Raw genomic sequence first — 14,670 nt, 5'->3', positions numbered from 1 at the left:
CTATGAAAGGTCTATCCATCTTAGGGTCGACCGGTTCCATCGGGACCCAGACCCTTGAGGTTGTGGCGGCAAATCCTGAAAAGCTCAGGGTTGCAGCCCTTGCTGCCCATACCAACGATGCGCTTTTGGAAGCGCAGATCCGCAAATTTCAGCCGCGAGTAGCCGCACTCAGCGATGAAAAGGCTGCCGCAAGACTGCGGGCCCGCTATGACGGACCTACGGAAATCCTTTCCGGTGAAGAGGGCATCCTTGCCTGCGCGACGGTCGGAGAAGCGGACACTGTCCTTGGAGCCATGGTTGGTTATGCAGGCTTGAAACCAATCCTTGCAGCCATTGCAGCCCATAAGAATATCGCCCTTGCCAATAAGGAAACCCTTGTTGCAGCTGGAAGTCTTGTCATGAACGCGGTTAAAAAAAATGGCGTGCGCCTGACTCCAGTTGACAGTGAACACAGCGCCATCTTCCAATCCCTGGAAGGGCATGACCACAAGGCCTTGAAACGCATCCTGCTTACGGCTTCGGGAGGTCCTTTCCGTGGTAAGAAACGGGACGAATTAAGGCATGTAACCGTCAAGGAATGCATGAACCATCCCACTTGGAGCATGGGAACAAAAGTAACGCTTGATTCATCAACCCTTGCCAATAAGGGATTGGAGGTCATTGAAGCCCATTGGCTCTTTGATGCCTCCTATGATCAAATTGTACCCATCATCCATCCTCAAAGCATCGTTCATTCTCTCGTGGAATATCAAGACGGCGCGGTCATTGCCCAGCTTGGCGCGCCCGATATGCGGCTGCCTATCCAGTATGCGCTCAGCTATCCAGATCGCTGGCCCGTCCACTTTGAAACCTTGGACCTTGTTTCCTGTGGGCCCTTGACTTTCTTTGAACCGGACCGGGAGGTCTTCCGTGCCCTGCCCCTTGCCATTGAAGCTGGTAGGGCAGGCGGTATTATGCCGACTGTTTTTAATGCAGCCAATGAAGTGGCAGACGATGCCTTTATCAAAGGACAGATTCCTTTTCTTGCCATGGCCGATCTTATTGAGGCCGTCCTTGGCAAAGTGGAACCAGTTTCTCAATTATCCTACGAAACAATCGTGGAAGCAGACCGTAAAGCGCGGGAAGTGGCCCGCGTCCTTCTCACTTCCATGGGGGAGGCCTAAATGACGACCCTCCTTGCTGCGCTGATTGTCTTTGGCGTGCTCATCACAGTGCACGAAATAGGCCATTTTGCGGCGGCTAAACTTGTTGGGATGCAGGTTGATGAATTTGCCATTGGCTTTGGTCCCAAACTTTATCAAACCGAAGAAAAGGGAACGGTCTATACACTGCGCGCCCTGCCGCTCGGTGGATTTAACCGGATTGCCGGTATGGAACCTGGCGAGGAAAACGTGGAAAATGGCTTTCATACAAAACCCCTGTGGGCCCGTATGGTGGTCATCCTTGCCGGTGTCACCATGAACTTTCTCCTGCCGCTTCTGCTTTTTTTTGGGATTTTCTTCTTCCATGGGATAGAAACCCCGGTCAATGAACCCGTCTTGGGCCGTGTCATGGATCATCAGCCTGCCAGTGATGCCGGACTGATGATGGGGGACCGGATTGTTTCCATCAATGGTACGAAACTATCGGCCTGGACGGATGTATCCACCCTTATCCAGAAAGCAGGCAGCAAGAAAAGCACGCTTGTTGTCCAACGCGGGGAGAAGACTCTTGAAAAGACTTTGATTCCTCAATTTGATAAGGAAGCAGGCCGCTATCTGATTGGGGTCATGCCTACCTTGGAAACTCGCCCCTTGGGTTTTTCGGAAAGTGCCCGTTATGCCGTATTGACGGAAGGCCGTATCATGAAGGGCATGGTCAATGGCCTGCGTCAGATTCTTACCGGTAAGGCGGGAGCCAATGTGGCAGGCCCGATTGGAGTGGCGCAAATGGCAGGCAGTGTGGCCCAGGAAGGTATGATTCCTTTCTTGACTTTTATTGCCTTTTTGAGCCTGAACCTTGGCATCTTGAACCTCATTCCCATTCCAGCCCTTGATGGGGGCCAATTCCTCATCCTCGCTGTTGAAGGCATCCTCCGGCATCCCCTTCCGCCTAAGGCCAAGGAACGGATTCAGCTTGTCGGTGTCGTTCTCATCCTGGGTCTCACGGTTTATGCAACAATCAGTGATATCCTGCGTTAAGGAGATGTAATATGGAAAGAAGAAAAACGAGGGAAGTACAGGTCGGTTCGGTCACCATTGGCAGCGGCCATCCCGTTGCAGTCCAGTCCATGACCAATACCAAGACGGAAGACGCGGCAGCCACCCTTGCCCAGATCCGTGACCTTCAAGAACTGGGCTGTGAAGTGATTCGCTGCGCGGTCCCTACCATGGAGGCTGCGGAGGCGCTTTCCGTCATTACCAAAGAAAGTCCTATTCCCGTCATTGCCGATATCCATTTTGATTACCGCTTAGCCCTTGCTGCTATTGATGCCGGGGTTTCAGCCCTGCGTCTTAATCCGGGTAATATTGGAGGACGGGAGCGGGTAGAGGCCGTTGTCAAAAAGGCCAAGGAACGCGGCATTCCTATCCGCATCGGTGTCAATGCGGGCTCACTTCCCAAGGACCTTTTGACAGCCTACGGACATCCTACGGCCCAAGCCATGGTAGAAGCGGCTTGGCGGCATATCCGTATCCTTGAGGAGATGGATTTTCATGATATCGTTATTTCCTTGAAGGCCCATGATGTGCCTCTTACGGTAGAGGCCTATCGAAAAATGGCGGCGGCCTGCGACTACCCCCTTCACGTGGGCATCACGGAAGCGGGCACTTATCATATGGGCATCGTCAAATCGGCCGTTGGTATTGGAACGCTTCTTGCTGAGGGCATTGGGGATACGGTCCGCGTGTCCCTTACAGGTGATCCCCGTCCTGAAGTCGTAACCGCGTATGAAATCCTTAAGTCCTTGGGCCTTCGTACCTATGGGCCGACCCTTGTTTCCTGCCCAACTTGCGGCAGGACCTGTGTCCCCTTGGAAAAGCTTGCCTTGGAAGTGGAAAAACGGCTCTCTGGTCTCCGTGATCCCTTGACCATTGCTGTCATGGGATGCGCTGTCAATGGCCCTGGTGAAGCCCGGGAAGCCGATGTGGGGATTGCCGGCGGCAAGGGAGAGGGCCTCTTGTTCCGCAAAGGGGAAATCCTTCGCCGCGTCCCTGAAGATGAACTCGTCGATCAGCTGTTTGTTGAAATCCATAAAATCATTGAGGAAAGGAAGAACTCATAATGCTCGTTTCAAAACTCTATGCGCCGACCCTTCGTGAAGTGCCGGCAGAGGCTGTCCTTGAAAGCCACAAATTGATGCTGCGTGCTGGCTATATCCGTAAAATTGCTGGTGGTCTTTACACTTACCTTCCGCTGGCTTGGAAAAGCATCAAAAAGATTGAGCGCATCATCCGTGAGGAAATGGACGCCATCGATTCACAGGAAATCATGATGCCAATCGTACAGCCTTCCGAAATCTGGAAGGAAAGCGGCCGTTGGGATGTCTATGGGGCAGAAATGTTCCGTGTGCGGGATCGCCATGGCCGGGAATTCTGCTTGGGACCCACTCATGAAGAAATGATTACCACCCTCGTTAAGAACGAGCTTCATTCCTATCGTCAGCTGCCGACGAGCCTTTATCAGATCCAGAGCAAGTTCCGTGATGAAAAGCGGCCTCGTTTTGGTCTCATGAGAAGCCGTGAATTCATCATGAAGGATGCCTATACCTTCGATGCGGATGAAGCGGGTCTTGATGTATCCTATCAGAAGATGTATGATGCCTACGCCCGCATCTTTGATCGCTGCGGACTCATCTACCGGCCGGTTGAGGCAGACCCGGGGGCGATTGGCGGCAATGGGTCCCATGAATTCATGGGAATCGCGGATAGCGGTGAAGCAGGCATTGTATATTGTGATACTTGTGATTATGCAGCTGACGTGGAAAAGGCGGAATGTGAAGCCCTGCCGGCCCAAGAAGAAGCCCCGCGTGAGCTTAATACTGTCGCAACACCGGGCTGCAATACCATTGAAGCCGTTTGTGAGTATCTCCATGCACCGATTGAAAAGAGCGTCAAGGCCGTTGCCCTTACAAGCGACAAGGGCGGCCTGATCCTTTGCTTTGTCCGCGGTGACCATGAAGTCAATGAAATCAAGGTCACCAATGCAGTTGGTGCCAATGAAGTCATGATGGCTTCCGAAGAACAAATCCGGGCAGCTGGGACCGTTCCGGGCTTTATGGGCCCTATTGGTCTTGACCTTAATAAGTGCACCATCCTCATTGACGCCACGGTCATGAATATGCATAATGTCTGCTGTGGTGCCAACCAAGTGGATACCCACTATGTTGACGCCGAGCCTTCCCGTGACTTTGTCTATACCAAGGTCCTTGACATCCGCACGGCCCGTGAAGGGGACCAGTGCCCACACTGCAAAGGGCATTTGAAAGAAGCCCGCGGCATTGAAGTGGGTCAGGTCTTCAAGCTCTATACCAAATATTCCGAAGCTCTCCACGCCACGTTCCTTGATCCTGAAGGAAAGGAAAAGCCGTTCTACATGGGCTGCTATGGCATCGGTGTCGGCCGGACTCTGGCAGCTGTCATGGAACAGTACCATGATGAAAACGGGGCCATCATGCCCAAAAACATCGCCCCTTATGAAGTCATCGTTTTGCCTGTCAACGTAAAGGATGAAGCAAGCTTTGCCAAGGCAGAGGAAATCTACAAGGCCCTCAATGCCCAGGGAATCGATGCCATCCTTGATGACCGTGATGAACGGGCCGGCGTCAAATTCAAAGATGCTGACCTTATTGGCTATCCGGTCCGCGTCGTGGTTGGTCCCAAGACCTTGAAGCGGGGCGCTATGGAAGTCAAGATCCGCTATACAGGTGAAATGTGCGATTTGCCCTTGGAAGGGGATTACGTTTCCGCTTTGAAGGATATCCTTTCCAAGACGTTGTAAGCTCATCGTGAAGGAGGTTTGACCCATGTTTGACACTCAGTTCATGCATCTTGTGCTCCGGCTGCTCCTGACTGCTTTTCTCGGCGGGATCATTGGCTTGGAGCGCAGCGCCGGAGACCGTCCGGCGGGCCTTAGGACCCATGTGCTGGTGGCAACGGGGTCAGCCCTTTTGATGATTGTTTCCATTTATGGCATTGACGGTCATCCCCTGAACCGCGACCCTTCGCGGATTGCCTCCCAGGTTGTGACCGGTGTCGGTTTCTTAGGTGCCGGCACTATCCTGCATGAGGGTCTTACAGTCAAGGGGCTTACAACTGCGGCCAGTGTCTGGATGGTTTCTGCCATTGGGCTTACTGTTGGCTGCGGTATGTTGGGCCTAGGGGTCGTGGCCACCATTGTGTCGCTCATTACCCTGATGGCCATTCGGGGGATTGAAAGAAAGGTCCTTCCTTCGGGACGCAATGTGAAAGTAAAGCTCGCCATCGTCTGTGAGAGCAATCCGGACAGTATGATGGATGTCATGGACTATTTTTCACGTCATAACGTGAAGACCCGTGTCCTTGATATGGCAAGCCGGCCAGAAGAACAGACCTTACGGATTGTTGTCAATGCCAAAATCAGTAAATATGAAAATGCCAATGAAATCCTTGATGGACTCCTTCAGCTGCAGGCCGTCAAGAAAATAAAGAATCTGTCAAATATGGAAGAATAGGAGGCATCATGCATTCTGAGAGTTATCGGATCATTCCGGACAGACATAACTTCCTTTCCTTCCTGCAAACGTTGGAACTGTCCCCGGAACAGAATGCCTGTATCAGGAAAATTCCGCTTGATTATGTTGAAATCAATGAGCGGACCAATACGTGGAAGATCTCCTATGGTGTAGAAACCAATCCGCTGGAAGAGCAGAACCTCATGGCAGTGGCAAAGAAAATTGCCGCTGCCTGCTGCGTTGAGGAGGTCTCCTTCATCAATGAAAAGGCGAGGGACGTCTATCCTCCCTGTGAGGAAGATAAGCCGAGGGATTCCGTGGATGCTGCTTTTTCCTTGCCCGAAATGCCGGAAATGGAGTCAATTCCCCTTCCCGAAGAACCGCCGGATATGATGGAAGAGGATGAAGAACCTATGGACGCGGCCGCGGAAATGACCTTCCAAAGCAAGGCCTATCAAAATGCCTTGCGCGCCCTGCAGCAGCAGGGTGGTCAAAAAAGCGGCGGCAAGGATGTCGTCTATGGCCGTAAGATTACGAAAAAACCGCGGACCATGGATGAAATTGTTGAAGAGGAAAACGGCGTTGTCGTTGAAGGTGACATCGTTGGTTTTGAAGAACGAGAACTGAGGACCAATGCCGTCATCCTCTCTATTTTGCTGCGCGACGATACAAATGGCCTTTTGGCCAAGATTCGTTTTGGGTCCTTCAAGGAAGAAAATGATCTGATCAAGAACAAGCAGGAAGCGGAAGCCCTCCAGAAAAAGATTCCCAAGGGATCCCATGTCCTCATCCAGGGCAATGTCGAAGTGGATCGCTATGAAAACAGCGAACTTGTCATGACCATTGTAAAAGGCATCATGCTCCTGCCCCAAAAGACACGGGAAGACAAGGCTGAAGTCAAACGGATTGAGCTTCACTGCCACACCAAGATGAGCAAGATGGACGGTTTGACGCCCATTGAGGAACTTGTCGATACGGCGGCAAAATGGGGCCATAAGGCCCTTGCCATTACGGACCATGGTGTGGTCCAGGCTTATCCTTTTGCCTATGATGAAGCGGTGAAGTTCAAGGACTTCAAGCTGATCTTTGGGGTAGAAGGGTATCTCTGCCACAGCAAGGAAGATAAGAAAAATTACCACATCATCCTTCTGGCCAAAAGCTTTGCAGGCCTGCGGAACCTATACCGTCTCGTGTCCCTTTCCCATTTGCAGTATTTTGGGGGAAAGCCCAAGCGGCCCCGTATGACCAAGGGGCTCATTGAGCAGTACCGCGATGACATCATCATTGGTTCAGCCTGTGCGGCCGGTGAAGTTTACCGCGCAATCCTTTCCGGGGCAAGCCACGAAGAGCTCCTGCAAATTGCCGATTTTTATGATTATCTTGAAATCCAGCCCTGCGGCAACAACCAGTACCTGCTCCGCGATGATCGTTATCCGGAAATCAATACTTGGGAAGACCTGCAGGCCATCAATAAAAAGATCCTCGCCTTGGGGGATGAACTGGGAAAACTTGTTGTTGCCACTTGCGACGTCCACTTCCTTAATCCTGAGGACGCCATTGCCCGCCGCATCCTGCAGGCCGGTATGGGCTATCCTGATGAAGAGCAGCCGCCTTTGTACCTGCGGACAACGGAAGAGATGCTTGAAGAATTTTCCTATTTGGGGAAGGAACGGGCCTATGAGGTCGTTGTTGAAAACACCAATAAGATCAACGACCTGATTGAAAAGTTTAAACCTGTCCCAGACCGGGACCAGCTCTATTCCCCGATGATTCCCGGGGCGAAGGAAAAAGTGGAATCCATGAGTTATGGCAGGGCCCATGAGTGGTACGGTCCAAAGCTGCCACAAATCGTGGAAGACCGCCTTAAGTTGGAGCTGTCCTCCATCATTGGCAATGGCTTTTCCGTCCTGTATTACATTGCCCACCTGCTCGTCAAAAAATCCAATGACGACGGGTATATGGTAGGATCCAGAGGCAGTGTAGGTTCTTCCTTTGTTGCAACCATGCTGAACATTACGGAAGTCAACCCCCTGCCGCCGCATTATCGCTGTCCCCATTGCTACCATACGGAGTGGTTTACCGATGGCAGCGTCGGTTCTGGTTTTGACCTTAAAGACAAGGCCTGCCCGGAATGCGGGACCATGATGGTCAAGGACGGCCACAATATCCCGTTTGCCGTCTTCCTGGGATTCCACGGGGATAAAGTCCCTGATATCGACCTGAACTTTTCTGGCGAATACCAGCCGCGGGCCCATAAATACACAGAAGACCTCTTTGGCCGGGATAACGTCTTCCGCGCCGGAACGCTGGGCACCATTGCCGACAAGACGGCTTATGGCTATATCAAGAAGTACTATGAAAACCGCAATGAACCCAAACGGACGGCTTTTATCGAAGGACTCATCCCGAAGCTTGTCGGTGTCAAAAGGACCACTGGTCAGCACCCGGCCGGGATCATGGTTGTGCCGCGGGATCTTGACGTCCATTATCTGACACCTGTTTCCTACCCGGCTGACGATCCGACGTGCGGCACCATCACGACTCATTATGATTATCATTCCATCAATGACCGTATCGTTAAGCTTGATATCCTCGGCCACGATGATCCGACCATGATCCGTATGCTGGATAATATGCTGGGGGAGGGCTACTGCAAGCATATTCCCGTAGGCGACCCTGATACGATGGAACTGTTCCTTAGCACCCAATCCATTGGTGTGTCTCCCGAAGATATCATGACCGATGTTGCAACCTACGGGGTTCCGGAATGCGGGACCCGCTTTGTACGGCAGATGATTTCTGACGTTAAGCCAAAGAACTTTTCCGACCTCCTGCGTATTTCCGGATACTCCCACGGAACCGACGTATGGCTCAACAATGCCCAGGACCTGATCAAAAACGGAACACCAACAGAAGATACCATCTCAACCCGTGACGATATCATGAACTGGCTCATCAATAAAGGCATGGAGCCCAGCATGGCTTTTGGCATCATGGAGTGGGCCCGTAAAGGAAAGGCTCATAAACAGGGCTTCAAGGCCGAGCAGGAAGAAGCTTTCAAAAAGGCCAATATCCCTGAATTCTATATAAAGAGCTGCAAAACGCTGCAGTATCTGTTCCCTAAGGCCCATGCCGTAGCATACGTCCTGTCGGCTTATCGCATTGCTTACTGCAAGGTCCATCATCCGAAGGAATTTTATTCGGCCTATTTTACGATCCGGGCCCCGAAGTTTGACTTTGTGGAAGTCCATAAGGGCATTAATTTCATGCGTACCTTCATTAAGAATGTAGGGCAGCAGGGAACAAAAGCTTCCGTTAACGACAAGGAAACGGCTACTTATATGGAACTTGCCGTAGAAATGCTCGCCCGGGGGTTTGAGTTTGAAGACGTGGATCTGTACCGCTCTGATGCCCATCAGTTCATTGTAACCGACAAGGGCCTGCTGCCGCCTTTGGGCGCCATTGGGGGAATTGGAGGTGTCGCAGCGGAAAACATTGTGAAAGCCCGCAGCAAGGGCCCCTTCATTTCAAGGGAAGACCTGCGTAACCGGGCCAAAATCAGCAATACCGCTGTGGAAGTCCTGGCCGACCTAGGTGTCCTTGAAGGCCTGCCTGAGACGGACCAGATTGAACTTTTTTGATGTCCTTTCCCTGCAGGGAGCCTGAGTGGCTTTTTGCAGGGAGTTTTTTTGGCAAAAAGAAAAAAAAGGGGGCAATTTTTTCCTCTTTTTGTCACATATACATGATATAATATAGAAAATAATCAGAAAATATTTCCGCAAGGAAGGTGACTACCATGAAAATCCGGTTCCTCGGCGCTGATAAGGTCGTAACAGGTTCCTGTCATATGCTTGAAGTGGGCGGCAAGAAAATCCTTCTTGACTGCGGCATGTTCCAAGGACCTAAATTGATCCGCAGCCTCAATCGCAAACCTTTTGCCTTTCACCCCGGTGAAATTGACGCAGTTGTTCTCAGCCATGCCCATGTCGACCACAGCGGTCTTTTGCCCCGTCTGGTCAAAGAAGGCTTTAAAGGCCCCATTTACTGTACCCATGTGACAAAGGAGCTGTGCGAGATTCTCCTGCCGGACTGCGGCCATATCCAGGAACAGGACGCGGAAATCGAGACCCGTAAAGGACTGCGTAAAGGCAAAGAAGCCGTGACGCCCCTTTATACCGTGGATGACGCGTATCTGGCGTTAAAGCAGTTTGTCTGTCACGATTATGATGAAAATTTCGAGGTCTGTGACGGGGTGACCATCCGCTTCCGTGTTGCCGGGCATATTCTGGGAAGTGCCCTTGTGAACGTCCTTGTAAGTGAAAACGGCAAGGAAACAAAGATCATCTACACGGGTGATATTGGCCAGCCCAACGTGCCCATCCTCGATGATCCCCATCAGCTTTCCGGGGCGGATTTCATCATCACGGAATCCACCTATGGCAACCGGGTCCATGAGACGGCAGACCGCGAGGCAGAACTTCTCGAAATCATCAAGGATGCCCTGTCCCGCGGCGGCAACATCATCATCCCTGCCTTTGCCGTTGGCCGTACGCAGGTCATGCTCTATTATTTCCAGAAACTCATGTCAAGCGGCAAGCTTCCTGTCGTACCCATTATGGTTGACAGCCCCATGGCCATCAAGGCCACCAAAGTCATGCTCTTTAATCCGGATGAGTATGATGAAGAGGCACGGTCCATCTATCAAAAACAGGGGGGACGCCTCATTGACATGACCAACGTCCACTATACGGAAACTCCGGAAGAATCACGGGCCATCAATGACATGCCAAGTCCGATGATCATCATTTCGGCCAGCGGCATGGCAGATGCAGGCCGCGTACTCCATCATTTGAAACACAATCTGTGGCGCAAGGACAGTTCTGTTATTTTCGCTGGATATCAAGCCGAAGGCAGTTTGGGACGGCAGCTTGTGGATGGCGCCAAGAAAGTCAAGATCATGGGCGAAGATATTGTTGTCGCCGCCAAGATCTATAATATGACCGGTTTTTCGGCCCATGCGGATAAACACCAGATGATGGACCTTTATAAGGGCATGATCCGGCGGCCCAAAGCGTTCTTTGTAGTCCATGGTGAATATGATTCTGCCGCTTCCTTTGCTGAATCGCTTCGGACAGAATTGGGAACAGCCGCCTACATCCCCAATTATGGCGATACGGCCGTCATTGAGGGAACGCAGTGGCATATCATCCCGACGGAGGTTGTCCAGATGGAGCCGGCTGTCCAGGAACTGAGCGATCTGATGCACAGTCTCGAAAAGACCTACTTGGTCTACAAGGGACGGATCATGCAGAAAGTGGTCCACAATGCAGCGCTTGTCCCGGACATCAAGACGCGCCTTATGAAGATCAAGAAATACATCGACGACATTATGAAAAATGTGTAAGCCGTCTTTCCACTAATAAAACTTTTTTCCCCCTCTTCATGAAGCCAGGCGGCCCTTTTCCAGGCGGTGGGGAAATCAGGGGGATAAGGATTTTCTGTTGACAGTATTCCCTTAAAAGAATATAATTGTTAAGTCGAATTTTGTAGTCTAAGGAGGATGCTTTCTATAAGCATCCTCTTGATTTATCTATCTGAATCAAGTGTAGAGGGGATAAGGCTTTTATGATTAGAAATGATTTGCGTAACATTGCCATCATCGCTCACGTTGACCATGGTAAGACGACTTTGGTCGATGCCATGCTGAAACAGAGCCATGTCTTCCGTGCCAACGAAAAGGTGCAGGAACGCGTCATGGACTCCAATGATCAGGAACGTGAACGCGGCATTACGATCCTTGCCAAGAACACGTCCGTCATGCATGAAGGCACCAAGATCAATATCTTGGATACGCCGGGCCACGCTGACTTCGGCGGCGAAGTGGAACGCGTGCTCAATATGGTAGACGGTGTTTTGTTGCTCGTAGATGCGTATGAAGGCCCGATGCCCCAGACCAAATATGTGCTCCGCAAGGCCTTGGAACATCATCTGAAACCGGTTGTTGTCATCAATAAGATCGACCGTCCGGATCAGCGCGTGGATGAAGTTGTTGATGAGGTCCTTGACCTTTTCATTGAGCTGAATGCCTCCGATGATCAGCTTGATTTCCCTGTTGTCTATTGCTCTGCCAAAAAGGGGATTGCGAAACTCTCCATGGATGACGACAGTGATAACCTCGATCCGCTCTTTAAGGTCATCATGGACACCATCCCGGCTCCTGATGTCGATGTGGACGGCCCGCTCCAGATGCTCGCCAATACCCTCGACTATGATGACTATGTCGGCCGCATCGTTGTCGGCCGTATTGTCCGCGGGACCATCAAGAATGGCCAGATGATCTGCCTCATGCACGATGATCAGCGGACCAATGAGAAGATTGGCCGTCTGTACACCTATGAAGGTCTGAAACGGGTTGAGACTCAGGAAGCTAAAGCGGGTGAAATCATTGCCCTTATTGGGCTGCAGGATGTCGAAATCGGCGATACCATTGCTGATACGGAAAATCCGGAACAGCTTGCTGGCATTAAAGTCGATGAACCGACCCTGTCCATGACCTTTTCGGTCAACGATAGTCCTTTTGCCGGTCAGGAAGGGGATTTCATCACGAGCCGCCATATTCGCGAACGCCTCTATAAGGAAGTGGAAACAAACGTGTCCATGCGTGTTGAGGACACGGATTCCCCGGATACCTTCAAGGTTTCCGGCCGTGGTGAACTCCATCTGTCCGTCCTTATTGAAGCTATGCGCCGTGAAGGGTTTGAACTGCAGGTTGGTAAACCGAGCGTTATCATGCGCCGTGACGAAAACGGCAAGCTCCTGGAACCAATGGAAGCCTTGACCATTGACGTACCGCAGGACTTCATGGGCCCTGTCATGGAAGGACTGGGCATTCGCAAGGCCGAGCTCCAGAACATGACGGAAATGTCCGGATATCTGCGCATGGAATTCATCATTCCGGCCCGCGGCCTTATTGGCTTCCGCAGTCAGTTCCTCACCGATACCAAAGGCAACGGCATCATGAACCATGTCTTTGCCGGTTGGGGTGCCTATAAGGGGGATATCCCCGGCCGTACGCGCGGCAGCCTTGTCGCTTTTGAAGCCGGTGAAACGACCGCTTATGGCATTGATAAGTGCCAGGCTCGCGGCACCATGTATATCAACCCGGGCGAACAGGTCTATGAAGGCCAGATTGTAGGGGAAAACAGCCGTGAAGACGATATGGACGTCAACCCCTGCAAGAAGAAGCACGTTTCCAACATGCGTGCTGCCGGCAGTGATGATGCCGTTCGGCTCATTCCGCCGCAAACCTTCTCTTTGGAAGGGGCCTTGGAACATATCAACGAAGATGAAACGGTGGAAGTGACGCCGAAGAGCATCCGGATGAGAAAGAAAATCCTTTCCCGTTTGGAACGCGCCCGTCAACGAGCCCGTAACGCAAAGGCTTGACCAACATATTGAAAGGGTACCGCTTCGGTGGTGCCCTTTTTTCATGCTTATGAGGTATGGACCATCATGCATAAGAAATAGTTTCCTTCCGTTTGATTTTACAGTATGATAGGAGCCAGTAAAACGAAAGGACCAGATTTACACCATGAAAAGAAGAAAATACGCGCTGACTGCCGTCGTGCTCCTTCTAGCTGCCTTGGCCGCATGCTTCCAATTGCCCCAGCTGGCAGAACCCCGCTTTCAAATCGAAAATAGGATCCGTTCCCTTCTCCTTCGTTATGACCTGACAAACCGTGCGGATGCTTATGAAATCCGGCAGATCATGACCCAAGATCCTTCCACGAGTCGGACCTTGATGTGGCAGTCCCAGGAGGAAGACAATGGAGCGCTTGCCGAAATCCGGGAAAAAGGGGCGCCCGTGAGCCAGGTTGTCCCAGCCCAGTCTTCCGTCTTGACCGATAACGGAGTCACGCGCTACCTCCATACGGCAGCCGTGACTGGCCTTACGCCCGGTACAAGCTACGAATACCGCGTTGGCAATGACCGGAAACGCAGTTCCTGGATGCCCCTTGAAACGCCGGCAGGAAACACTTTTTCGGCGCTTATCTTTCCCGATTCCCAGTCAGCTGATTACAGCGGCTGGAAAACCCTTGCCCAAAAGGCCTATAAGGACCATCCTGATGTGTCCTTTTTTGTGAATATGGGGGACCTTGTGGATAACGGGGAACATGCCTACCAGTGGGATGCCTGGTTTGACGCCCTTCAAGGCGTGATTGAGCGGATTCCCGTGGCCCCCATCCTTGGTAATCACGAGACCTATACCCTTGATTGGAAAGTGCGCCGACCCCTGGCCTATCTCCAGCTTTTTCAGCTGCCTGCTGGCGATTCCCGCTATGCTGGGGAATTTTATTCCTTTGATGTTGGGGAGGTCCATTTCGTTGTCCTCAATACCCAGGACAGTGAACTGAAGGAATGGGAACCGAATCTTTTTAAGGATGAAGCTGAATGGCTGCGGCGCGACCTGACTGGAACAAAAAAGAAATGGAAAGTTATTCTTATGCACCGTGATGTGCTGCAGTATGGATTTGCTTCAAGACCGACACCGCGGGAAGAAGGCTTTTCCGATACAGGACGTTTTTTCATGCCCATTTTTGACGAGTTTCAAGTGGATGCCGTGCTTACGGCTCATCTCCATACCTTCCGGGACCGCGGTCACATCAAAGGCTTTCGCCGTGATGGAACAGGCCCCCTTTACCTATTGACCGGAGTTGCCGGCGATGTGCAGTACCGGGGGCTGTGGAAGCGGCATGCCCTTGATGAAATGGTGGCACCCCAACCGGAGGACCGGAATTATCTTCTCCTTCAGGCTTCCAAAGAGGCACTGGAGTTTATCTGTTATGATAAAAATGGACAAAAGATGCATGCCGTATCCATAACAAAGTAAGGGATGGAAAGAAACGTTCTGTGCCGCCTTGGGGACACTAAGCGTAAAATGTTTCTCGGTAGGGAAAAATAGTCCTTGCAAAATAAAGGGG

At 51.6% G+C, this 14,670-nt stretch carries 9 protein-coding genes; all 9 read left to right on the top strand.

Annotated elements, in window-relative coordinates; translation table 11 throughout:
- Nucleotides 1-2 precede the first annotated feature (2 nt).
- The 9 genes from QZQ08_RS05305 to QZQ08_RS05265 all read left to right on the top strand — a co-directional run bounded on the left by QZQ08_RS05305 (nucleotide 3) and on the right by QZQ08_RS05265 (nucleotide 14,579).
- Nucleotides 3-1,163 carry a 1-deoxy-D-xylulose-5-phosphate reductoisomerase gene (locus tag QZQ08_RS05305; RefSeq protein WP_296328987.1) on the top strand — a complete coding sequence of 387 codons (1,161 nt, stop codon included), beginning with the start codon at nucleotides 3-5 and terminating at the stop codon, nucleotides 1,161-1,163.
- Nucleotides 1,164-2,180 carry an RIP metalloprotease RseP gene (gene rseP, locus QZQ08_RS05300; protein WP_296328984.1) on the top strand — a complete coding sequence of 339 codons (1,017 nt, stop codon included), beginning with the start codon at nucleotides 1,164-1,166 and terminating at the stop codon, nucleotides 2,178-2,180.
- 11 nt (nucleotides 2,181-2,191) lie between these two features.
- Nucleotides 2,192-3,262 carry a flavodoxin-dependent (E)-4-hydroxy-3-methylbut-2-enyl-diphosphate synthase gene (gene ispG, locus QZQ08_RS05295; protein WP_296328981.1) on the top strand — a complete coding sequence of 357 codons (1,071 nt, stop codon included), beginning with the start codon at nucleotides 2,192-2,194 and terminating at the stop codon, nucleotides 3,260-3,262.
- Nucleotides 3,262-4,977, top strand: a complete 1,716-nt coding sequence (locus QZQ08_RS05290) for a proline--tRNA ligase (protein ID WP_296328978.1) — start codon at nucleotides 3,262-3,264, stop codon at nucleotides 4,975-4,977. Before ispG ends, QZQ08_RS05290 begins: the two co-directional genes overlap by 1 nt.
- Nucleotides 4,978-5,002: 25 nt before the next feature.
- Complete coding sequence (locus QZQ08_RS05285; RefSeq protein WP_296328975.1) at nucleotides 5,003-5,689, top strand: MgtC/SapB family protein; 687 nt, start codon at nucleotides 5,003-5,005, stop codon at nucleotides 5,687-5,689.
- Between the two features lie 8 nt (nucleotides 5,690-5,697).
- Entirely contained in the window at nucleotides 5,698-9,330 is a 3,633-nt protein-coding gene (locus QZQ08_RS05280) for a PolC-type DNA polymerase III (protein ID WP_296328973.1), read from the top strand.
- A 155-nt stretch (nucleotides 9,331-9,485) separates the two neighbouring features.
- Nucleotides 9,486-11,093 carry an MBL fold metallo-hydrolase RNA specificity domain-containing protein gene (locus tag QZQ08_RS05275; RefSeq protein WP_296328969.1) on the top strand — a complete coding sequence of 536 codons (1,608 nt, stop codon included), beginning with the start codon at nucleotides 9,486-9,488 and terminating at the stop codon, nucleotides 11,091-11,093.
- A 221-nt stretch (nucleotides 11,094-11,314) separates the two neighbouring features.
- Complete coding sequence (typA, locus tag QZQ08_RS05270; protein ID WP_296328966.1) at nucleotides 11,315-13,135, top strand: translational GTPase TypA; 1,821 nt, start codon at nucleotides 11,315-11,317, stop codon at nucleotides 13,133-13,135.
- A gap of 145 nt (nucleotides 13,136-13,280) precedes the next feature.
- Nucleotides 13,281-14,579 carry a metallophosphoesterase family protein gene (locus QZQ08_RS05265; RefSeq protein WP_296328962.1) on the top strand — a complete coding sequence of 433 codons (1,299 nt, stop codon included), beginning with the start codon at nucleotides 13,281-13,283 and terminating at the stop codon, nucleotides 14,577-14,579.
- Nucleotides 14,580-14,670 lie beyond the last annotated feature (91 nt).

This window comes from uncultured Acidaminococcus sp., assembly GCA_900538365.1.
Taxonomy (GTDB): Bacteria; Bacillota; Negativicutes; order Acidaminococcales; family Acidaminococcaceae; genus Acidaminococcus.
This window is presented reverse-complemented; position numbering and strand designations above follow the sequence as displayed.